Here is a 21,501-nt window from a genome sequence, read left to right on the forward strand (position 1 = left end):
GCCTGACCCTCCGATGCCCCTGATCCACCGGCGAAGCGACTCGCCGGCACAGCGTGGACGCGACCCCCGACACGTAACAACGGGACCCGAGACCGAAGACGCCCCGCCGCACCTACAAAGCGTCCCACCGGCATGTCACCGACCCCCATCACTCCCTTTACGACTTCGGAAGCGGCGGCACCACCTCGTGCGGCTTGGACGTCGGCGTGTAGGCGGCGGCCAGGCCCTGCGGGTTGATGTCGGTGTGGATCGCCTTGGCCACGGCCTGGATGGTCGCGACCCCGTCGTTCATGGTGCGGTTGTCGTGCGTGAGCACCGTCATCGTGTAGTTGCGGCCACCACCGGTGAACGCCCCGATGCTGTGCACGCGCCAGCCGTGCGTGGCCCGCGACAGCCAGCCGTTCTTCACCTGGACCTTCACCGAACGCGGGGCGCCGGCCGGGGTGCCCCAGCGCTGCGAGGTGACGACCTTGCTCATGAGGTCGAGGATGTAGGTCCGGGCGTTGTCGCTCAGCACCGAGTTCTTCGTGGTGAGGAGCTCCAGCAGCTTCTGCTGGTCGTTGGCGGTGATCTGGGTGAGGCCCCAGTACCCGCCGCTGCCCGGCACGGTCTGCGTCATCTTGGCGGCACTCAGGAACCCCTTGACCTTCGCCGCGCCGAGCTGCCGCCACAGCGTGCTGGTGGCGTTGTTGTCCGACTGCGTGATCATGGCCTTGGCCAGGGTGTTCTCGCGCGTGGTCAGGTAGCGGTTGGTCTTCTTCGCGTCCCACAGCAGCGTGGCCAGGACGGTCGTCTTCACGACGCTGGCCGAGTCGTACTTGGTGTCCTTGCGCAGCGTGCACGTCGTCTTCGTCGACGGGTCCCGGAAGACGATCGCCGTCGTCGACTTTCTGTTGCGCAGCGCCGCGTTGATGTCCTTCGTCAGCTTCGCCGCCAGCCCCGCCTTCGCCGACGTGCAGCTCACCTGCGGCCCCGCGGCCACCGCCGGCCCGGCCGCCCCGACCAGCGGCACCATCACTCCGGCCGCGACCGCCACCGCGATCCCTCCCCGCGCACGCCGGGATATCCGCTCTCGCGCCATGACTCCGTCCCCTCCCCTGTTCCGATACACCGAGCACCCCTATACGGCACTCGCAGCACACATGACGTGTATGCCCAGCCGAATGGTTGTACGAAAATGTACGGGTTGGGTAACAGGGGGGTGGGGGAGGGGAGATTCACGGGGGCCTGCCGGACCGTGCCGCGCGTCGAGTCCGCCGGCCCAGGCAACGCGCGGACAAGCCCTGGTGTCACCTCCGTCAACCGGCCGGACGATGACGGCGCGGGTCCGGCACAACGACATGTACAAGGCCCGGAACCGAAGCACCGGCCTCCGCCGCACCCCTGCGGCGGACGGATCACGGCCCAGCCCAATCCCGGGCGCCCGTGCTGCCCGACACGTACAGCTCTGCTACATCGCCTCAACGACCGAGAAGCAGAGCCGAACAACCGGAAGACCGACCGGGCCGACCGACACTCGGGCGATCAATTCCCCGTCCACTTCAGCACGAACACACGACAGACATCAGGGTCGCCGACCGGCGTGCTGAGAACCGCGTGCCGACCACCGTCACCGATTTCCAATGCGGTGATCGTGCTGCTTTTGACACCGGCGTCGAGTTTCCGGAACTCCAGCCGTACTTCCGCGGCGTCGCCGTCACGAGCGGAATCCCATTCCCAGTAGCCGTCGCCATCGAAGCGCACGGCCCGCGCGTCCAGGGAGGACACCTTTTCCTCCACGGGCCAGTTCTCCGCCGAGAAAGTGGCGCCCACCTTCGGACCTTCATAACGCAGAGTGATACGGGCTCCACCGGGTCCCGCGTATGTGCCGTACAGCCCCTCCTCGACGACGGGCTTCAGCGGCGGGGGACCGCAGCGTCCGCTACCGCAGGCGCTCAGTGCGGAAGCCAGAAGCAAGGTGACGACGGCGACGGACCGTCGAGTGACAAACACGGTCATCGACAGCCCCCGCTCACCCGTCCGATGGCTTGTTTGCCGCCTGCGGAATGCGCTCGGTCCAGGTGATCTCCTGGTCCAGGGGCGTGGAAGACGGATTGATGAAGGACAAGGCGGTATCGGAGTACTTGAGCCAGTCGTAGTAACCGACGAAGTGCAGGAACGACTCCATGCTGGTGGTGTTGTCCAGGCGGTAGCGAACGACGAGCGAGCCGTCCGGGTCGGCGCCCTTGACCTCGTAATTCACGGTGTAGGAGCCGACGAAGGCTTCTCCGAGGTGGTCAGGGTCACCGGTGACGATGGCGGGCAGGTCCTCGGTGAACAGTTTTTTGGCAGCTCCCACTTTGCCGGACTCGGAGATGGAGAAGTGAGCCTTGCCAGTGGGGTTTCCTGTCGATGCCCACTGTTCGATCGTCTGCCGGCGTATGCCGTCCATGCTGTCGCTGGACTGGATCAGCCGTGTAAGGGCGTCACCATCGGTGTATTCACGGTCCCGAGGGCCGATGCCCAGCAGCCACTGCGCGCCGATCGACACCGGGTGGTCCTTGTCCTGCGGGGGAAAAGGTGTCTTTCCCTCCATCGCGCGGGCAAGGGCGCTGTACTCGGGAGGGCTGATGGCGGACGTGGACGCCAGGGTCGTGTGCTCGGGCTGCTTGTTGAACCACCACTGGTCCAAGCCGACGTCATGCAAGAGGCTGTACGCCAGGTTTTGATCGGCAGTGATCGCACGACGGGTAAGGGCGGTGATCTCATCCTGGAGGTCATCGATTTCCCCTTGCTCTTTGCCCCTCTCCTCCGGAGAAAGCTGCTGACCCTCGCGTGCCTTCCCGGACACCACGCCTTTGCGGTCCACGGACAGGCCTTTGTGCCGTGCTCGCTGGACGACGGCTTCGAGCTGGTGGTGAACCTGCTGGAGTTCTCCCGCCGCGTCGTCGAAGAGGTCACCGACTGCACCGGCCACCTTGGCCGCGCCCGCGATCTCGGCAGCGACATTGTCGATCTGTGCCCACGCGTACGGAGCGGCGGCGCCTTCCCAGTAACCGTTGTTCTTCAGCGGCCCCAGTACTTCACCGGTCATTCGGCCCGACAGGCCCTCAAGGGACTTGTGCACGGAACGCCACTCGTGAGCCAGGCCGGTGAACTGCTGGAGATCCACCGTCATGATCTCTTCGTAGAAGGTGGGCATCAGCGGCCTCCCCGTGAGCCGTGCCGGAAGTACCCCTCGATGCCGTCGTCCGACGCCTGGTAGTTGCGGGCCGTCGCCTGAAGGCTTTCGGAGATATTGGCGATCCAAGCGGTAACCGCGCCGGCTTGCCGTTCCCAGTTCTCCGCCGCTGTCTTCAACGCTCGCGCGGTTTCCCAGCCGACGAGTTTCCCGGCCGCGTTGGACATCGGTTCTTCCAAGGACGCGGCAGGCTTGCGGAAGTCCTCGAAAACGCCGTCGGCAGCACCGGCAGCTTGCCGCAGAACCCCCGGCTCGACCTGGAGTCCAGGACCGCCGAGTCTGGCGGGAGGTTGCCCTGGAGGGTTGAACTTCCCCATGTCGCTTGGCGCGACGGCACCCGGTAGCAGGGGCAGGATCAGCGGGTCCGGAAGACCATCCCCGTCCAGCCGCGATTTCTCACCCATGCGTTAACACCTCCGACAGTCCCCCGCTTGCCTCGTCGGCCGAGCCCGTTGACCCTACATGATCGAGAAATGGCGCTCGCATGGCTGTGACCTGGGGTTTCGCGGGAACCGTGGCGGCTGCCACGGAAGACGTACCGCTCAAAGACCTTCTTCTCGATCGCTGCGGCCGGCAGGACACAGCCGACTGCCGGGCAGTCGCCGCGGGAATCCCGTCATCCGGCTTTGAGCGACTTCCCGGGTAAGTCCGTACTGTCAATGCGCATTCCAGTCCCCGTTCGCCCTGTCGGTCGAATGTCGGTAGTCGTTCCTATGGTGGACGAATGGCGAATGGGGTGTGGCACACCGGATATGGCATAGAGATCAATCTGTCGTTACCCGATTTCGGTCACCCGGACCGACCCGATCTGCTGCAGCAGATCACCGCTCGCGTCTCGGAGCGTGACCTCCGGCAGTCCCCCGCTTGCCTCGTCCTGCTCGAATGCCTCGCGCATCACGATGGGCGGGAATTTCTGTCGGAATCGGGTGGCAAGTCGCCCTCGATGTTCATCCGTCGAGGGCGCGCGGGTGGCAGGCGGCCGTTCATCGCATCGCACCTGCCGGTCACGCAGAGGGCGATTTTGATGGAGAGGCATCTCGAAGTCTGGAAGTGCGTACCGAGCAGCGACGCCACCGCCTCGACAGCGAGGGCGTCGGCCACTGCGGTGCGATGCACGCGGACTGGTTCCTGCCCGCCCTGTGTTCGCCGCAGCGGAAACCCGTCCACGTCGAGTACCTGGTCCTGCGGAGCGCGACGGGGGAGAGCGTCCCGGTCTACGTGCCCAGCCGGGGGAACGGTCGCGCCGGCAGGCGCATGTGGGTGTCGGCCGACGACCGCGCGCTGTGGGACGAGATCGTCGGGGAGAGGACACCCCTTCCCGAGGCCCCGGCTGAAGAGGAGGGCGAAGTGATCACATTCGCCGAGCAGGAGATCGACCGCACCTGTCGGGCGGGAGAGGAAGGCCGGTCCGTCAGTGACGGCCGCCCCCTCCGTGGCCTCGGTCGGCCGACCGGCGGCCTGGCCTTGCCCCGCATGCCGGTCCGGCGCTGCCGCGGCCCGTCGCGGGTCGCCGCCGTAGAACGCGCCGCCGCCTTTGCCACGCTGGGACGCCCGCCATGGGGCCTCGGGCCATGCTCGGCTGCGGTCGGCTGATGCGGCGGTACGGGCGGGACGCCGCCATGTACTGCAACGTGTGCCGGACTGTGCTCAACGGGCGATAACCCGGAACCGCAGATCAAGAAACGACGAAGGCCCCGACCGGCGAACCGGTCGGGGCCTTCCATCAGGCGGAGGATACGAGATTCGAACTCGTGAGGGGTTGCCCCCAACACGCTTTCCAAATGTTCGTGTGGGGGTTCGAGTGGGTGCGGGATGGTTCTGACCTGCGGGGGAGCCGAGCGTGTCCCCGGTTTCGAATGGATCCGGACGAGACCGAATGAGACCAGAACTGAGACCAAGAGAGGTTGACGTTTTGCCTGGTGGCGCCTTCCGGTGTCTCTGGTCGGTAGCTGGCCGCTGCTCGGCAGATGGCCATACTTGTAGCTCTTCCTCCTGGGAGCACTGCCCCTCCATGCGGAGGTGGCAGCGCTCCCAGAGGGCTGCCTAGGCGATGCCCCGGCTCAGCGCTTCTGCCAGAACGCCCAGCAGATGGCGGCGATCAACCCCTGAGCTGATGCCACTGTCGTTGACGTTGCCGAGTCGATGGAACTTCCGGTGACGCCAAGAGCGGCTGCGTAGCCGGCTGCGTAGCCGGTGGCGAGGGCGACGAGCAGCGCCCGGGGGTTTCGGGGCTCGCTCCCCTCAGGGGGCGGCTGCATACTGGGCATGACTACCTGCACCTTTCTGGTGGTGGGTGGTTGGCCGCTGCCCTCGGATGTTGCCGTGGAAAGTGCTTCCGAGGGTGGCGGTGGTACCGGGCCTGACTGCTATGCCTTGTCATACGTGGCGCGGTGGGCCAGCAAGGCCGCGACTTGGTGCTCCACGATGGTCAGGCGTGCTTCCAGCGATGACGGCTCGAACGGGTACCTTCGTTCAGACGAGGTTGTAAAGGCCTCAAAGAGATGGGCCGCTGCGCTCCTGGCGCTTTGGCCGGCCTCTTGACGCCTGGCGACCAGGGCTGCAAGGGCAGCCGACCTTCCCATGCCTGAGTTGCCCGTCAGGAATGGAAGGCCTGAATCCTCACCCTCCGCAGTCATGGCGCGTTGATCGCCAGTGCGTGGTGAGCTGGTGCCGGAGGCAGCGACCGTCGCATTCCGCAGGGCTGCAAGGAGATCCTGATCGCCTATGATCTCCTCTGCTTCCTTCCAAGTCCGCTCGACCAGTCGGTAGGCGACGACGAACGGTGTAGCTGGCCCTAGGACCTCCTCGCCCGTGTCCTCATCTTCTGTGGACGTGCCGTCGTAATGCGCGGCCCACTCGTTCACGATGGCCCCGTACCGTTTGTGAGCTGCGGACTTGGATAGCCCGCCGAGGGCCTGGCCGATTTGCTCCCAGGGTGTGTCGCGTTGCCGCTCGGCGATGACGGCCTGTTCCAGGAGCTCTTCGGCCTTTTCGGCGAGGCGTCTGGCCTGCTCGACTAGCTGGCCGGCAGCAACGCCCCTAAGGGCGTCCTCGGCCCGCGCCTCATTGACGACGAGGTGTGCCATCTCGCAGTCCGTGATCCTCATAGCGGCGAGCGTGCCGCATGATGCGACGGGCTGTCAACTCCCGCTCCGCGAATCGTCGCCATTAAGGCGACGATTCGTTTCCTGTCGGCGACATCCGTAGTCCGGTAAGCGCTCGGCCAGCCGTACGGGTGATGGCTGAAGGCCCGTCGACGTACGCTCGTCGCGTGGCGACGACCGATGGAAAGTGGGCGTACGAGCTGGCGGGTGAGCTGCTGCGAGACAGCCTTCCACGCAGGTGGTCACACACGCAGGGTGTCGCTGCGTGTGCGCGGACGCTGGCGCCGCTGGTCGGGGAGAAGGCCCTGGTCCTGGAGGCCGCCGCGGTGCTGCACGACATCGGGTACGCGCCTCCGCTCGTCCGCACCGGGTTCCATCCGCTGGACGGAGCTCGGTACCTCAGGGGGTTGCGTGCGGCGGACACGCAGGTCGTCCGGCTGGTGGCGAACCACTCGTACGCGCTGCTGGAAGCCGAGGAGCGGGGCTTCCGGGAGGAGTTGGCGAATGAGTTCCCCCTCCTGGACGATCCGCTCCTCGTGGACGCGCTCGTCTACTGCGACATGACCACGACGCCGGACGGCTGCCGGACGACATCCCAGGAGCGGCTGAGCGAGATCACCAGCCGTTACGGGGAGGACAGCGTGGTGGGGCGTTTCATCCGCCAAGCCGCGCCGCACATCCACGCGAGCGTGGATCGGGTGCGGGTGGCTGCGGCCGAGGTCGGCGTCGGGCTGTGAGTGCGGGTGATCACCCGAGGTAGGGATAGGTCCCGGCCAGGTAGTGGCCGATCTGCTCGTGCATGCTCGGATGGATGTCGAGCTTGTGGAGGTCGTCCGGGCTGACCCAGCGGACGCCGTCGGCCTCGTCGTTGACCGTGGGCTCCCCGCCGATGGGGCGCCCGATGTACACGGCCTCGTACTGCTGCCGGATCTCGCCGTCGGTGTAGGCGACGATGTGGGCGGGGTTGGAGTACACGCCGAGGAAGCCGGTGACCTCCGCGACGATTCCGGTCTCCTCCTCGCACTCGCGGACCGCGCATTGTGCCGGGCTCTCGCCGATGTCCTGGGCGCCGCCGGGCAGCGCCCATTGGCCCGTGTCGCGGCGGCGCTGGAGAAGGATGGCGCCTTCGTCGTTGACCACGAGCAGGTTGCTGGCGGGGATGAGGGTGTTGGCCTTGGGGGCCTTGGGGTCGTGGTAGTACTCGGTCCTGCCCACGGTGGTGCTACTCCTGCCTGTTGGGCGCCCAGGGGCGCGCGGATGCCCACACGGCCTCGAAGCTGTCGCCGTACCGCTGGAACCACTCGCCGCCGTCTGTGTTGCGGAGCTGGAGGATCGGGTTGGCGCTGGCCGGCTGGCCCCAGATGTGCGGGTTGACCATGAGGTGGTCGTCGTATCGAAAGAGCGAGTTGTAGAGCGTGGTGTCGTGGAGGCGGACCTCGCAGCCCGGATGGCCGACGAGATCGCGGTAGTACGTGAGGGAAGCCCTGATCTTGGCAGCGAGCGTGTCCCCGATGCCTTCCTCCCGCCCCCTGACGCTGACTGCCTCCCCGGAAGGGTCGCCGAAGCACAGCCGGACGCGGACGCCGGCCTCTGCCCGTTCCCGGAGCATCCTCGCGATATGCGGGTTCGTCTGTGCGAAGAAGGTCCCTGAGAAGACGAGTACGTCGATCTGCTTCATGGCACCAAGGAGGAGGGAGAGCCATACGTCACGGGGGACGCTTGCCCGGTTGGGGAAGGTGTCGACGAGTTCCGAGCGGACCGGGCCGAGCCGCTGGACCCCCTGACCGTTCTCCGGCCACAGATACGCCTCGTCGACGCTCAGCAGGTTCGCGACTGTCCAGCGGTGCCGACGGTGCGGGACCCGGCCACTGACCCACCGGCTGGCGGTCTTCTGGTCGACGGAACAGGCTTCGGCCATCGCCTCCACCGTCAGGCCGCGTTGCACAAGCGCGGAACGCAGTCGCTCATTCACTCAGGCAAGCCAACCGGACGGTAGCGGCAGCCCGCAAGTGTCGTGAGCCTGCCACGCGCTGTTGTGGCCGGAACCGTTCGTACGCCTACGCTGACCTGGTGCCACTGATCGTGCTCTGGGACATCGACCATACCCTCATCGAGAACTCCGGCGTCAGCAAGGAGATCTACGCTGCCGCCTTCAAAGACCTCACCGGCCGTGCCGCCGTCCACCCGGCTCGCACTGAGGGCCGGACCGACCGGCTGATTCTCGCGGGGATGTTCCGGGACCACGGGGAGGAACCGCCGGCGTGGGAGAGCATCCAGCCCGTGCTGGGGGCCGCCGGCGCAGCGCGGGAGGACGATCTGGCCCGTCGCGGCCGCGCCCTTCCCGGCGCCCGCGAGGCCCTCGTTGCGGTGGCAGCCGAGCCCGGCGTGATCTCCTCGGTCCTGACCGGGAACGTCCGGGCGAATGCGCAGGTCAAACTGAGGGCTTTCGGGCTGGACGGGCTGGTCGACATGGAGTGCGGGGCATACGGAGCGGACGCGGCGGACCGCGCCGACCTGGTCGACGTTGCGCGGGCCCGTGTCCGAGCGGCTCATGGCACCCCAGCCGACACACCTGCCGTCCTTATCGGTGACACCCCACGCGATGTCCAGGCAGCCCTTGTCTCCGGTGCGCACGTCGTCGCCGTGGCCTCTGGCGTCCACAGCGCGGATGAATTGCGCGAAGCCGGAGCGAGCGTCGTCCTCGCCGACCTGACCGATGTCGCTGCCTTGATGCGTCATCTACGGTCGCTGGTTCACGCCGCCCGCTGAAAACGTCCCGGGACGTCCGTAAAAAGATCCCTGCGCGTGGTTCGCCGTCCTGCCATACGACGGCAATCTCTTGGGAGCCGTCGGCGGCGTCGCTCTCCCCGCTCCGCCGACGCGTCATCCCACTCCGGCCTCATGGATGGAGCACGCGCGTGACAGCATTACTCGGCGGACCGGCAGGCGCGACGTCCACACTCACGGATGTGGAGCGGCTCGCGGAGCGGTACCAGGTGCCGGTCGAAGACGCTCTGCTCATCGCGATCAATCTTCACGGGATCAACGGGGCCATGTCGCGTCACCGCGCGCGCTTGCAGCTGCGGCTGGACAGTGCTCGCTCGGTTCCCTGGCAGCTCATCGTCCCGTTGAACGCGACGGAGTCGCCCTTCCACTTGCTGGGGGACGGCCGGCTGCTGCTGGGGGCCTCTCCGGTCGGCGTTGTGGAGCGTGTCGACGCCGATGAGGCAGTCGGTGGTTATTTTCGTGACAAAGGCTCGGCCCTGACGCTCAACCCGAATGCCCGCAGCCGCTGCGTAGGATGTGCGTTCTGCCCCAACACCCTGGAGGCTGCCGCAGACCCGCGCCTGTCGGAGGAACAGGATCTCCGAGAGCTGCTCGCCGCGCTGCGTGAGCAGCACCCGAGGCAGGACCTGACGGAAGTCCGCGAGGTCACCGTTTCCACCGGATGCTTCGAGCGGGAATCAGCCGCCGTCGATCACTTGCGGGCCTTGCGTTCGGTGCTGGCCGAGTACGGTGTCCAAGCCCGGCTCGGCTTCCTCACGTCGGTGTTGCGCTCACGGCAGGCGTTCGAGGAACTTACCGACATCGGGCCCTTCGTGCTCCGGCTCACCGTTGAATGCTTTGACCGACGGGATCTCCTGCTGAAGGCCAGCAAGGCGGCTCTGACGACTTCCTGGATGCCGGAGGTGCTGAGGCGAGCGGTCGCCTCGGAACACGGTACGTCGTTCACGTACATCGTGGGCCTCGACGGCTTCGAGGCGCTGCGCGCTGGCGTCGAGGCTCTGGCCTCCTATGTGACCGAGTTCCCCAACTTCCAGGTCTATCAGGCCCACAACGGCGTCATGACCGGCCTACGCGCCCCGGGGGCACAGGAGCTCGAGTACTACCTGCGCGCTCGCTGGGAGATAGAGAAGATCATGAAGTCCTCCGGGCTGCGGCCTTCGGCGTGGGAGTGCTACCGCCCCCTGTGGTACTTCACCTTCGCTGACGAGACGCTGGTCGGCGCGTGATGGAGGGGAACGCCGTGCTGGCCGACGCTCTGTGGAGGGCTGTCTGTTACGCCTCGGTGTGCCAACTCCACCTACGGGACAATGTTCTGCTCCACCAGCCACTGACTGCCGAGCACGTCAAGGAGCGCCCATCAGGTCACTGGGGAACCGTGCCGGGGACTGCGTGGGCCTTGTCCCATCTCGCCCTTGCCGCCGGAGATCTCGACAGGGAAGTCAGCCTCGTGCCGCTCCTCGGAGCCGGGCACGCCGGCGTCGTCCAGCTCTCCACTTCGTGGGTGACCGGCGAGCTCGGCAGACTGCGCCCCGGGTTCGATCAAGACGCCGACGGCCTCCGACGGCTGTCGCGGTCGTTCCCGGACGTGGACGGACTGGGGGCGGAGGTCACCCCGGCGTTGCCGGCCGGCGCCTTCCTGGGCGGACGCCTCGGTGGCTGCCTGCCGTTCGCCCAAGGGGCCGCGCTGGACGCCCCCGGCAGGATCGTTGTCCCCGTGATCGGTGACGGCGAGTGCGAGACCCCGACGACTGCGGCCGCCTGGCTCGCTCACGGCACCCTGGCCCGCGCCGGCGTACTCCCCGTGGTGCATGTGAACGGCTTCCGCATGGGCGGGCCGTCCTTGCTCGGAGCGCTGGACGACGATCACCTCAGGGCGTACTTCTCCGGGCTTGGCTGGGAGGCCGGGATCGTCCGCGTCGCCAGCGGATCACAGGCCGAGCACGCCTCTTTTCAGGCTGCCCTCTGGGATGCCATGGAAGCCACCCTCAACGACCGGCCCACGGCGCTCGTCCTGCGCTGCGTCAAGGGGTGGACCGGCCCCGTGGCCCTCGGCGGCCAGACGCTTCTCGGAACGCCCGCCTTGCACAAGACACCCCTCACGAGCCCACGCGCCGACGCGGAACACCTGTCGCAGCTCGCTGACTGGCTCGCCTCCTACCAGCCCTCCCAGCTCTTCGACACGAACGGGCGCGCCCGAGGTCCGCTCGCAGAGGCCGTTGCCCAGGCCCGGTGGTGCTCCCTTACCTCCACACGGCCCGAAGCTCCTTCCAACCCGCGAGAGAGCCTGGCCGCCACCTTCGCGAGCGTGGTCAGCGGCATCGTCCGGCAACATGCCGAGCGAGGGGACTTCCTGCTCCTGAGCCCTGACGAGCTGGCCTCCAACCGACTTCCTGATCTCGCCGGTGAGCGGTGGGTTCACGAGCTGCTGGCAGAGGAGGTGCTCCTGGAGTGGCTCGCCGGCTGGACCGCCAGTGGACGCCGTGGGCTGCTCGTGTCATACGAGAGCTTCGCTCCCTTGCTGACCAGCGGCCTCGTGGGCCACATCAAGCAGCGGCGTCTCGACGGCGCGCAGGACCTGCCGAGTCTGAACCTCCTCCTGACCTCCTATGGCTGGCAGAACGTGCACACGCACGGCGACCCGTCCCTCGCCACCACCCTGCTGGCCCTGGGCGCCCCTGGTGTGCGTGTGCTGACGCCGGCAGACCCGGCGCGGACGGCAGCAGCCTTGGACGAGGCGCTCGAGTCCGTGGACCGCGTCAACGTGGTCATCACCGGCAAGAACATCCGCACTCTCCACCCGAACGAATCCCTTGCCGAGGAGCTGAGCCGGGGCCTCGCGGTATGGCCCCACCTCAGCGACGAGGACGAGCCTGATCTGACGATCGTGACTGCAGGCGACATCCCTGCCGCGGTAGCCACCGAAGCCGCCGACCGCATTCGCCACGGCCACCGGTGCCGGGTCCGAGTGGTCAACCTGCTGGACCTCACGGTCCTCGGCGCTCCAACCGCGTGGCCGCGGGGGCTGAGCGGTACCGAGACCGAGCACTATCTCGGTACCCATGCTGCGGTTCTCGTCCTTACCTTGGGCCATCCGGCCGCCGTGTGGGGTCTGCTGGCCGGAAGGCTCCGCCGTCCCGTAGAGGTCATCGGATGGCGCGAGCCCGCCGGCCCCCTGTCGCAGCGCGACCTTGCCCACACCATGGGCATGGACGTGGTGGGAGTCGAGCGGGCTGCTGGCTTCCTCCTGGCCGCCCGCGAGGTGGTCCGATGACCTCCTGGATCATCAAGGATCTCCACGTGGTCCAGGCGAGGCAGCTCACGGCGCCGGGAGACGACACCTTCTTCATCGCGGTCCGGGCTGCGGACGCGGTCGGCTGGTACGGCCCGGTCGGCGAACGTGTCGGCCGCTACGTGCACGACGTGCTGGCCCAGGAGACGAAGGATGCACTGGTCACCGACCACATCGGTCTGCTGGGCGAGCTGCGGGAGGCGGCTCGCAGGCTTCCGTCCGAGGCGGCCTCCTGGGCGGTCGGCGCGGTTGATTGCGCCGTCTGGGATCTCCACGGTCGACTCGCCGAGGGCACCGTGGCGGGGCTCCTCGCCGCGGCCGCACCCCGGCCGTTGATCCCGGCGTACGCGTCCTGGCTGACCCAGGACCTCGGCCATATCGACAACCAGGACGTGCTGACCAGCGTCATGGCCGGTGGCTGGAGCTTCACCAAATGGGGGCTGCGTCGCGACCCGGCCGATCCACCAGGGGAAGCCGCGGCCCGCATGGCCCGGGCGGTCGAGCGCTGCTCCCAGGCTCTCGGCGTGCCGCTCGCCGTCGACGCGGTCGGCACCTGGACGCAGGCCGTGGCCCTGGCCTTCGCACAAGTGGCAGATCCCGTATGCCTCCGGTGGCTGGAGGACCCACTGCCGCGTCACGACGCGGACACCTATGAACTCCTGGCGGCCACCTCTCTGCCGCTGGCTGTCGGTGAACGCGCGCACTGCGACGAGGACCCCGCCGGCCTGATCCAGTACGTCCGGCCCAGCGCCCTGACCCTCGATGCCGTGGGGTGCGGCGGTCTGACCCGGGCAACGCAGATCATCCATGTCGCCCAGACTCTGGGTGTTCCCGTCTACCCGCACGGCCGCTCGCTCCTGCCCGGCCTCCATCTCGCCGCCGCCTACCCCGACGCCGTACCGGCCGTCGAGTACCGGCTCCGGTGGGAGCCCGGACGCCAAAGCCTCTACGAAACGCCGCTCCGCCCCGAAAACGGCCGTCTCCGCCTGCCGGACATTCCTGGTCTCGGCACCACGCCAAGGAGCACTGCATGCCCAGCGTCGCGTTGAACCTCCCCGTTGAGGGCACGGTCACCCATGGCCCGGAGGGGCCCTTGCTGCGACTGTCGCAACGACTCGACGGGCACGACACCTTCCTCACCGGGAGCCTCGACATCGCGGACACGTCGGTACCTGTGCGCATTCTGACCCTGGACAGTGTCACGGTCCTGCGTCCTGCGGACAGCTTCCTGGCGCCGGCCGACGGCGAGCACTGGACCGGCAGACTCCATTTACCGCACGGGTTGCGCCGGCGCAGCGTCCCGCCGGACCTCAACGCAGCCGCCGACCAAGCGGCACGGTCCCTCGACGGACTCGACGAAGCGGAGCTGAGGTACGTCCTCACCTTTCTGTCCGAGGCCACCACTCCCGCGATCCGGCGGGCCCGTATCGAAGCCGTTGTCTCCGCGCTGCCGACCACCACCGGGAGGAATCAGTGACATCACGACCCGAACTCCTGGTGTCCGTGGACGTCGGAGGCACCCTGGGCACGGCCGACGGCCCCGGTCTGACCATGCGGCTGGTCGCGGCGTCGCCGTTTCCTCCCGCGCGCACTCGCGAAATCCTGCGGTCCAGCCTCCACACCCGCCCGGCTTTGACCGACGCCCTGGTGAGCGAGGTCTGTGACGCTATCCAGGTGCCGACCGAGACGTTCCCGCGAAACGTGCCGCCGGCCCCGCTCAGCCTTTACCCCGGTACCACCGAGGCCCTGCGCAGGATGAGTGCCGCAGCGACCGTTGTCACCCTGTCCAACGTCACCTGCGTCGACGCCGACACCGACGGACTGCATACGCTCCTCTCCCCGTGGGTGAGCGACTTCTTCCCGTCATGCCGCATTGGCTACACGAAACCCGACCCCCGCGCCTTCCGCGTCGTGACCGAACACTTCGGCACCGAGCCCAGTGGCCTGATCCACGTCGGTGACGATTGGGCGTGCGACATCGTCGGAGCCGTCGAAGCAGGGGCCAGGGCCGTGTGGATCTCACACGGAAGACAAGTCCCCGACGACTCCTTGCTCGTTGACCACGGTGTGCTTGTCGCCGGAGACCTGGCGGCAGCCGCCACCTACATCCAGCACCTCGCCGCACGGAGCGCCACATGAGCCTGTTCACCGGAACCGCAAGCTACTACCGCCAGTTCCGCCCCGGCATCCCGGAAGACGTCGCCGCAGCCCTGGACCAGGCCGCCCCGACACGGACCGACGACCCGCGACGGCTGTTGGACATCGGCACCGGCACCGGATTGGTCGCCGAGGCGCTGATCGACCGGTTCGACGACATCATCGCCATCGACAACGACACCAGCATGCTCGCCGCGGCGGAATCGGCCCTGCGCCCCAAGCTCCCCGAAGGCTTCAGCCTGTCGCTCGTCGAGAGCACCGCCGAGGACTTCACGCCGCCCACCGGATGGAAGGCCGACCTGGTCACCATCTGCCGCGCGTTCCACTGGCTCGACCAGGCAGCCGTGCTGGCTCGCCTGAACCACCAAGTGGCCCCGGACGGTGTCGTGGCCATCTTCGGCGACAGCAGCTTCTGGACCGCCACCAGCCCCTGGAAGGAAGCCGTCCGGGACGTCATCAAGACGTTCCTCGGCGAAGAGCGCCGCGCCGGATCCGGCACGTTCCAGCACCACAACCGCCCCTACAGCGAGATCATGGAGGAGTCGCCCTTCGACCAGGTGGAGGAGACCCGCATCCCCGTCCACCGCACCTGGACCGCCGAGAGCATCCTCGGCTACCTCTACTCCACCTCCTTCGCCGCGCCCCACCTCTTCGGCGACCGACTGCAGGAATTCGAGGCCGCCGTCAGGCAACGGCTCGCGGACTTCAGCGCGGACGACACCTTCCCGGAGGAGAACGAGTTCCTGATCCGCTTCGGACGGCGGAGCAGGAGGTGACGACCGACAGCACCGGGCGGGCGTTCGCCGAGCTCACCACAGCTCGCGTCACGGTTGAACTTGGCGAGCGTTCCGTTATCTGTCTGCCGCTCGGATCGACGGAACAACACGGCCCGCACCTGCCCTTGGACACGGACACCGTCATCGCCGAGCGTTTCGCGTACCGCCTGACCGCACACGTGGCCGGACGGCATGACCTATGGGTCGGGCCTGCCATCCCCTACGGTCTCTCGCCGGAACACGCTCGCACACCGGGGACCGTCACCCTGGACCTTCGCTTGTACGCCGAGCTGATCACCAAGCTCGTCGACGAGTACGTCCGCTCCACGCCTGTCCGGTCCGTGCTCCTCATCAACGGCCATGGGGGCAATCGCGGTGCCCTGGAGGTCCTCGTCCACCAGCTTCGTCACTCCCACGGCATTACCGCCTGTGTGCTGCACCCCGCCGCACTCGCCGCCGGCCGACTTCCGATCGGCGGTGAGATGCCCGAGGCGCATGCAGGAGTCCTGGAGACCGCACTCATGCTCGCCCTCGACCCGGACCGTGTCCGACTGGACCTCCTGCCGCGCAAGGAATTCGCCGACCTTGGCCGGCGTCGAGCGATCGACCGTCTCGTACTTGATCGCGGCGTGACCTGGCCCTGGACCTCCGACGATCCCACGCTGTCCGTCGTGGGCGTCATCGGCGGCGATCCGCGAAGGGCCACCCCAGAACTCGGTCAGCAGCTCATCAGCGCGGCCCTGGACGCCGCCGCGTACGTACTCGACCGCATCGATACGGGCACGTCCCCCGGGACGTCGGAGACCTTACGGAGACACCATGCCCCTCACACGTGAGGAGAAGGACGCGTTCAAACGGGACGGCGTCGTCATACGCCGTGGTCTGGTCGCCCCCGCGCTGGTACACCGCGCCAGTTCGCTGATCGAGACCTGGTACCGAGACCTGCAACCCAACGACATCCCGGCCTACAGCCAGCGCACCTTCGCCCCCGAGCTCGGGAGCCACCCCGACATCCTGGCGCTGTACGGGCAGACGGAAGCCGCCGAACTCGCCACCGTTCTGCTCGGAGCAATCCTCCCCGTCACCACCACCCAGATCCAGGTCCGCGTACCCGAGTCCGAGTTCCCTGGCGTGCAGCCGGAGAAGACGATGCACGTGGACGGGGTCTCCTGCCCGCACCTCGACCCGAGGGAACTGCGCACCTTCTCGCTCCTCGTCGGAGTCGTTCTGTCCGACGTAAGCAGCGCACAGGACGGCGCGCTGCACTACCAGCCTGGCGGTCACCACACCATGGCGGACTGGTTCCGCACTCAGTGGGCGCTCGGCATGACGGAGCAGGTGCCACCCGAAATCGGCCACGAGCAGGGCGTGCCCCTGCTCGGCGTCCCTGGCGACGTCCTGCTCATGCACCACCTCGTCCCGCACTCGGTGGGGCGGAACCTCACCCCCTTCCCCAGGGTGATGGCCTACTTCCGTGTCTCTCACCCGCACCACCCACGCCGCCGCCTGGAAGCTCTCCGCGACCCGTGGCTCGACTACCCGGCTCTCGCCGCCACCGCTCAGCCCGCTGCCGACAAGGAGTAGCCCATGCGTGTCATCGGACCCGAAGACATCGACGCTGCCGTACGGGCGATCGAGGACGGCGGACTCGTCGTCGTCCCTACCCGGCGCTGGTACATGATCTGTGCCGACGCGAGCAATGCGCGGGCGTGCGACAGCATCATCACGGGGAAGCGCCGCCCCAGCGGCAAGCCGCTCGCTTACGTAGCTCCCTCCATGGCGTCCTGCGAGGATCACTTCGTCCTCAGCCCGGAGGCCAGGCGACTTGCCGCGGCCTTCTGGCCTGGTGATCTCGCACTGCTGCTGCCATGGAAGGACGCGGAAGAAGCTGGCCGGCACGTGGCGGTGGGATCACCTGCCCTGGTCACGATCGCTCCCGGCTTCCTCGGAGACCTCGCGTCGGCGGTGAAAGTCCCCCTCGCGGCCACCACGGCGAACGTCTCCGGGGACGCCGGCCCGAACGATCCGGGCCCGGCCATCACCGTCGACCAGGTCCACGCCTTCCTTGCCGTCTCGGGCCTGGACGCAGACGTCCTGGTCGACGGCGGGGTGTGCCCTGCGGCGAACCACATGACCATCGTCGACTGCTTCACCCCGGAGGCCAGGCTGGTGCGCACGGGGCTCGTCCACCAGCGGGCCCTTTCGGCAGCGCTCGGCACCGAGATCCGGACCGCTTGACGACCTTCGCCTCCTCCTGCTTAGCAAGCAGGAGGAGGCCACCGGAGCGAACATGATGTCTACGACCGGCGGTCAGTCATTCATTGACATGCACCCGGCGAGGGGTGATGCCGCGCTGCGGCGGGTCCTGGAGGACGCCTCGATGGGGCGGTGGGAAGGACCGCGGGACTTGCTGGCGGCTACTGGTTCCGACTGGGATCGCCGGATCTTCCGCCTCCAGGTTCTCGCGGAAGCGGGAGCGCGGCTACGGTTCGCCGACACCTGGGCGAAGGCAGAACCGCGCTCGTCGCACGCACTGGCCCTCCTCGCGAACGTGCAGGCCCTCCGCGCGATGATTGCCGGGCGTGACGCCGGCTGGTCGCTGATGGAGGAGGCGTGGGCCACCTGTCATGCCGCGCTGGATGTGTGGCCGCACGACGTGGCGCCCTTCGTGGTGATGCTCGCGCTGCTGCGGACGCACACGCCCGACCGGGCGACGCTGCAGCAGGTGTGGGCGGAGATCAAGCAGCGTGATCCGTGGAACCGCGAGGCTCATCACGAGGTCGTCACCTACTTGTTCTCGCGCTACCACGGCGAGGCCGGGGAGGCGATGTGGTGGGCCGAGGAGCAGGCGTCCGCTGCCCCGCGAGGGCTGCCGATCGCTGTCCTGCCGCTGGTCGTGATCGCCGAAGACCACCGATCGCGCCAGGAGCGAGACCGGACGGCCTACGGGCTGACCATCCACCCTTGGATCGACTGCCCGCAGATTGATCATGTGCTGGAGTGCTGGTGGCGGTATCGCGCGCCCCGTCCGCACGCCTGCTTCGCCGACGATGCCAACTACCTTGCGCACGCGCTGTCGTTCGCCACCCGGCACAGCGAGGCCCTGGATGTCTTCGACGCGATCGGCCCCTACGCCACCAAGGTGCCCTGGTCCTACTGCGGCCAGGCCGGCGAACTGTTTGCCCGGCACCGCGCCTGGGCCTACAGCCCGCCGTGGCGCCGACACCGCTGAGCACCCCCTTGCACACCCCGATGAAGGAAGGACGGCACCCCCATGCCTTTTGATGTCTCCCGTGTCTCCGACGAGGAACGCCTGAAGCAGCTCGGCTACCAGCAGACGCTGGCCCGCTCCATGTCCGGCCGGGCCAACTTCGGCGTCAGCTTCACGATCATCTCCATCCTCTCGGGCTGCATGACGCTCTACGGCTATGGCATGAACACCGGCGGACCCACGGTGATCATGTGGGGCTGGCCGTTCGTCGGCCTGATGACGCTGTTCGTCGGGCTGTCCATGGCAGAGGTGTGCTCCTCATATCCCACCAGCGCGGGCCTGTACTTCTGGGCGTACCGCATGGCACCCCCCAGAACGGCCGCGGCGTGGGCATGGTTCACCGGCTGGTTCAACACCCTGGGCCAGATAGCGGTGACCGCGGGCGTCGACTTCGGCGCCGCCACCTTCCTCAACGCCCTGCTCGACCTTCAGTTCGGCTTCTCCGCCACTCCCGGCCACACCATCACGCTGTTCGGGATCATCCTCGTCCTGCACGGTGTGCTGAACACCTTCGGGGTCCGCATCGTCGCCTTCCTCAACGAGGTGTCCATCTGGTGGCACATCGTCGGCGTGGTCGTCATCTGCGGTGCCCTGGTGCTCGTGCCCGAGCACCACCGGTCGACGGGCTTCGTCTTCGGCGAGTTCGTCAACGAGCGCGAGATCCGCGGCTGGAGCACGCAGAGGCTGGCGGAGCGGATGGCCGAGGTCGGCCACCCGGTGAACCAGTCCGCGATCTGGCGCATCGAGAGCGGCAAGCCTCGCCGTAGGGTCAACCTCGACGAGGCCCTCGGCTTCTGCAAGGTCTTCGACATCCCGCTCGACGACCTGGCCAGCCCGCCGGGCCACGTCTCCAACGCCGAGGTGCGCAAGCTCGTCGGCGAATACGTCGAGCGCTGGAAGGGCTGGCGAGCCGCCCGCAAGCCCCTGGACCGCGCCAAGGCCGACATCGACGACTACATCAAGGCCCCCCCGACCAGGCGGACATGGTCAAGGGCCTGCTCACCCACGAACTCTCCGGCGCCGCCGGTAACGACTTCACGCGCTACGACTCCGTGCCCGCCCGGCACCGAAGCCTGCTCGGCGACGCCGCTCCTGCCGAGCCCGACGCCGAGTAACCGTTTCACCTGACGCTCCGGCGCTACGAACGCCGGACGGCAGGCAGCACATCAACAACGCCCATCCCTGAACGATCAATACGGCATGGCCGGGGTTGCCGCCCCTTCACGGCCGGCCGGGACGAGAATCACCCTTGCCCAAGAACGCCCTGCCCGTTTCCCAGATCGCCCATCTCCTCGGCGTCCCGGAGGAGAACCTCCGCACGCTCATGGCTGAGCGGACGGACTCCCACGGCGACCCCACGCTCGTCGGGCTCACCGTCGCCGAAGCCGCCCGGCGCATCGGCATCGGCCGCACCAAGATGTACGAGTACGTCACCTCCGGCGAGATCGCCTCCGTCAAGATCGGCAGCCTTCGCCGAATACCCGCGGAGGCGGTGAACGAGTTCCTCGCACGGCGCCTGAGCGCCGGCGACCTCGCGGCTGCAGCCTGAGGGGCGGCGACATGGCGAAGAACTCCCGTCAGCCCAACGGTGCGTCCTCCATCCACCAGGCCAAGGACGGCCGTTGGCATGGCTACGTGACCGTCGGCGTCAAGGACGACGGCAGGCCCGACCGCCGCCACGTCACCAGCAAGACGCGGGCCGAAGTGACCAAAAAGGTCCGCGAACTGGAGCGGCAGCGTGATGCGGGCACCGTTCGCAAGGCTGGTCAGATCTGGACGGTCAAGACCTGGCTCACCCACTGGGTGGAGAACATCGCAGCTCCCAGCGTCGGCGAGTACACCATCGACGGCTACCGCGTCGCGGTCTACCACCACCTGATCCCCGGTCTCGGCGCCCACCGCTTGGACAAGCTCGAACCGGAGCACCTGGAACGCCTGTACGAGAAGATGCGGGAGAAGGGCAGCGCCGCCGGCACTGCGCACCAGGCTCACCGCACCGTGCGCACCGCCCTCAACGAGGCCGTCCGTCGTCGGCACCTCACGACCAACCCGGCGGCCATCGCCAAGGCGCCGAAGGCCGAAGAGGAAGAGGTCGAGCCGTACTCCGTCGAGGAGGTCCAACGCCTCCTTCTCGAAGCGGACAAGCACCGCAACACCGCACACTGGGTCATCGCGCTCGCCCTCGGCCTGCGCCAGGGCGAGGTCCTCGGCCTGAAGTGGGCCGACGTGGACTTCGAGGCGAGCGTCATCCGCGTTCGCCGTGGACGACTGCGGCCTCGCTACAAGCACGGCTGCGGTGACCGCTGCGGACGCAAGCCCGGCTACTGCCCGCAGAAGATCAACACCCGCCGCGAGACCAAGGACACGAAGTCTCGCGCCGGCACCCGCCCCATCGGTGTCCCGGAGGAGCTGATGAAGCTGCTGCGGCGGCACAAGGAAGAGCAGGACCGCGAGCGCGCCCTCGCCCGCGACCTGTGGGTGGAGAAGGGGTACGTGTTCACCTCGCCGACCGGCGAGCCGCTCAACCCCAACACGGACTTCCACAAGTGGAAGGACCTGCTCAAGGCGGCGAAGGTCCGAGACGGGCGCCTCCACGACGCCCGCCACGCCGCCGCGACCGTGCTGCTCATCCTCGGCGTCCCGGACGCGGTCGTCGACGCCATCATGGGCTGGGAGCCCGGCAAGTCGGCGCGGATGCGCCGCCGCTACCAGCACCTCACTAGCCCAGTGCTCCAGGCGACGGCGGAGAAGATCAACGGGCTGCTGTGGGCGCCTGCTCCTCGCATCGACTGACCAACCGACCCTGCGGGGGGGGGGGGCGCTAGGGGGTGGCGGGCGGGGCGGTGTTTTTGTTGGGGTGGGGGGGGGGGGGGGCAGCAGGCAGCGTTGGGGCAATA

The 21,501-nt window shown here is 67.9% G+C and carries 23 protein-coding genes and 1 pseudogene; 16 read left to right on the forward strand and 8 right to left on the reverse strand.

The window, feature by feature from the left end:
- Positions 1 to 157 precede the first annotated feature (157 nt).
- From ABZX96_RS10145 to ABZX96_RS10160, 4 genes are all read right to left on the reverse strand, one after another.
- A complete protein-coding gene (locus ABZX96_RS10145) occupies positions 158 to 1,081 on the reverse strand; it encodes a serine hydrolase (protein WP_355540872.1) in 924 nt (307 codons plus the stop codon).
- 443 nt (positions 1,082 to 1,524) lie between these two features.
- Positions 1,525 to 1,998 (reverse strand): hypothetical protein, encoded by a 474-nt coding sequence (locus ABZX96_RS10150; protein ID WP_355540875.1) that lies wholly within the window; start codon positions 1,996 to 1,998, stop codon positions 1,525 to 1,527.
- Positions 1,999 to 2,011: 13 nt separating this feature from the next.
- Positions 2,012 to 3,181: a hypothetical protein gene (locus ABZX96_RS10155; protein WP_355540877.1), complete on the reverse strand. Its 1,170-nt coding sequence runs from the start codon at positions 3,179 to 3,181 to the stop codon at positions 2,012 to 2,014.
- Positions 3,181 to 3,624: a type VII secretion target gene (locus ABZX96_RS10160; protein ID WP_355540880.1), complete on the reverse strand. Its 444-nt coding sequence runs from the start codon at positions 3,622 to 3,624 to the stop codon at positions 3,181 to 3,183. Before ABZX96_RS10160 ends, ABZX96_RS10155 begins: the two co-directional genes overlap by 1 nt.
- Before the next feature lie 646 nt (positions 3,625 to 4,270).
- Between ABZX96_RS10160 and ABZX96_RS10165 the strand changes: the two genes are divergently transcribed.
- Positions 4,271 to 4,813 carry a hypothetical protein gene (locus tag ABZX96_RS10165; protein WP_355540883.1) on the forward strand — a complete coding sequence of 181 codons (543 nt, stop codon included), beginning with the start codon at positions 4,271 to 4,273 and terminating at the stop codon, positions 4,811 to 4,813.
- Between the two features lie 467 nt (positions 4,814 to 5,280).
- Here ABZX96_RS10165 and ABZX96_RS10170 read toward each other — a convergent pair whose 3' ends face one another.
- A complete protein-coding gene (locus ABZX96_RS10170; protein WP_355540886.1) occupies positions 5,281 to 5,487 on the reverse strand; it encodes a hypothetical protein in 207 nt (68 codons plus the stop codon).
- A 99-nt stretch (positions 5,488 to 5,586) separates the two neighbouring features.
- On the reverse strand, positions 5,587 to 6,327 hold the full coding sequence (locus ABZX96_RS10175; protein ID WP_355540889.1) for a hypothetical protein: 741 nt from the start codon (positions 6,325 to 6,327) through the stop codon (positions 5,587 to 5,589).
- Between the two features lie 164 nt (positions 6,328 to 6,491).
- On the opposite strand from ABZX96_RS10175, the gene ABZX96_RS10180 reads away from it, so the two are divergent.
- Entirely contained in the window at positions 6,492 to 7,061 is a 570-nt protein-coding gene (locus ABZX96_RS10180; protein WP_355540892.1) for an HD domain-containing protein, read from the forward strand.
- 10 nt (positions 7,062 to 7,071) lie between these two features.
- Here ABZX96_RS10180 and ABZX96_RS10185 read toward each other — a convergent pair whose 3' ends face one another.
- Together ABZX96_RS10185 and ABZX96_RS10190 are read right to left on the reverse strand one after the other, a co-directional pair.
- Positions 7,072 to 7,539 (reverse strand): NUDIX domain-containing protein, encoded by a 468-nt coding sequence (locus ABZX96_RS10185; RefSeq protein WP_190129494.1) that lies wholly within the window; start codon positions 7,537 to 7,539, stop codon positions 7,072 to 7,074.
- Positions 7,540 to 7,546: 7 nt separating this feature from the next.
- Positions 7,547 to 8,296, reverse strand: a complete 750-nt coding sequence (locus tag ABZX96_RS10190; RefSeq protein ID WP_355540895.1) for an XRE family transcriptional regulator — start codon at positions 8,294 to 8,296, stop codon at positions 7,547 to 7,549.
- A gap of 98 nt (positions 8,297 to 8,394) precedes the next feature.
- On the opposite strand from ABZX96_RS10190, the gene ABZX96_RS10195 reads away from it, so the two are divergent.
- The 14 genes and pseudogenes from ABZX96_RS10195 (at position 8,395) to ABZX96_RS10260 (ending at position 21,397) form a co-directional block, all read left to right on the forward strand.
- Positions 8,395 to 9,093: a haloacid dehalogenase-like hydrolase gene (locus tag ABZX96_RS10195; protein WP_355540898.1), complete on the forward strand. Its 699-nt coding sequence runs from the start codon at positions 8,395 to 8,397 to the stop codon at positions 9,091 to 9,093.
- Between the two features lie 149 nt (positions 9,094 to 9,242).
- Positions 9,243 to 10,337 (forward strand): hypothetical protein, encoded by a 1,095-nt coding sequence (locus ABZX96_RS10200; RefSeq protein ID WP_355540901.1) that lies wholly within the window; start codon positions 9,243 to 9,245, stop codon positions 10,335 to 10,337.
- Complete coding sequence (locus ABZX96_RS10205) at positions 10,337 to 12,382, forward strand: hypothetical protein (protein ID WP_355540904.1); 2,046 nt, start codon at positions 10,337 to 10,339, stop codon at positions 12,380 to 12,382. The genes ABZX96_RS10200 and ABZX96_RS10205 overlap by 1 nt, the downstream gene beginning before the upstream one ends.
- On the forward strand, positions 12,379 to 13,449 hold the full coding sequence (locus ABZX96_RS10210; protein ID WP_355540907.1) for an enolase C-terminal domain-like protein: 1,071 nt from the start codon (positions 12,379 to 12,381) through the stop codon (positions 13,447 to 13,449). The genes ABZX96_RS10205 and ABZX96_RS10210 overlap by 4 nt, the downstream gene beginning before the upstream one ends.
- Positions 13,431 to 13,877 (forward strand): hypothetical protein, encoded by a 447-nt coding sequence (locus ABZX96_RS10215; RefSeq protein WP_355540910.1) that lies wholly within the window; start codon positions 13,431 to 13,433, stop codon positions 13,875 to 13,877. Before ABZX96_RS10210 ends, ABZX96_RS10215 begins: the two co-directional genes overlap by 19 nt.
- A gap of 26 nt (positions 13,878 to 13,903) precedes the next feature.
- Positions 13,904 to 14,539, forward strand: a complete 636-nt coding sequence (locus tag ABZX96_RS10220) for an HAD family hydrolase (protein WP_355540913.1) — start codon at positions 13,904 to 13,906, stop codon at positions 14,537 to 14,539.
- Positions 14,536 to 15,333 (forward strand): methyltransferase domain-containing protein, encoded by a 798-nt coding sequence (locus tag ABZX96_RS10225; RefSeq protein WP_355540916.1) that lies wholly within the window; start codon positions 14,536 to 14,538, stop codon positions 15,331 to 15,333. Before ABZX96_RS10220 ends, ABZX96_RS10225 begins: the two co-directional genes overlap by 4 nt.
- Positions 15,330 to 16,169 carry a creatininase family protein gene (locus ABZX96_RS10230; RefSeq protein ID WP_355540919.1) on the forward strand — a complete coding sequence of 280 codons (840 nt, stop codon included), beginning with the start codon at positions 15,330 to 15,332 and terminating at the stop codon, positions 16,167 to 16,169. The genes ABZX96_RS10225 and ABZX96_RS10230 overlap by 4 nt, the downstream gene beginning before the upstream one ends.
- Complete coding sequence (locus ABZX96_RS10235) at positions 16,153 to 16,917, forward strand: phytanoyl-CoA dioxygenase family protein (RefSeq protein ID WP_355540922.1); 765 nt, start codon at positions 16,153 to 16,155, stop codon at positions 16,915 to 16,917. Before ABZX96_RS10230 ends, ABZX96_RS10235 begins: the two co-directional genes overlap by 17 nt.
- 3 nt (positions 16,918 to 16,920) lie before the next feature.
- Positions 16,921 to 17,571: a Sua5/YciO/YrdC/YwlC family protein gene (locus ABZX96_RS10240; RefSeq protein ID WP_355540925.1), complete on the forward strand. Its 651-nt coding sequence runs from the start codon at positions 16,921 to 16,923 to the stop codon at positions 17,569 to 17,571.
- 88 nt (positions 17,572 to 17,659) lie between these two features.
- A complete protein-coding gene (locus ABZX96_RS10245; protein ID WP_355540928.1) occupies positions 17,660 to 18,565 on the forward strand; it encodes a hypothetical protein in 906 nt (301 codons plus the stop codon).
- A gap of 42 nt (positions 18,566 to 18,607) precedes the next feature.
- A pseudogene (locus ABZX96_RS10250) lies at positions 18,608 to 19,255 on the forward strand (amino acid permease); the annotation flags it as partial.
- 598 nt (positions 19,256 to 19,853) lie between these two features.
- The gene (locus ABZX96_RS10255; protein WP_355540930.1) at positions 19,854 to 20,153 is read left to right on the forward strand and encodes a helix-turn-helix domain-containing protein; all 300 of its coding nucleotides are present in this window, start codon (positions 19,854 to 19,856) and stop codon (positions 20,151 to 20,153) included.
- A gap of 11 nt (positions 20,154 to 20,164) precedes the next feature.
- Complete coding sequence (locus ABZX96_RS10260; protein WP_355540933.1) at positions 20,165 to 21,397, forward strand: site-specific integrase; 1,233 nt, start codon at positions 20,165 to 20,167, stop codon at positions 21,395 to 21,397.
- Positions 21,398 to 21,501: the final 104 nt, after the last annotated feature.

The organism is Streptomyces sp. NPDC003077, from assembly GCF_040611095.1.
Classification (GTDB): domain Bacteria; phylum Actinomycetota; class Actinomycetes; order Streptomycetales; family Streptomycetaceae; genus Streptomyces.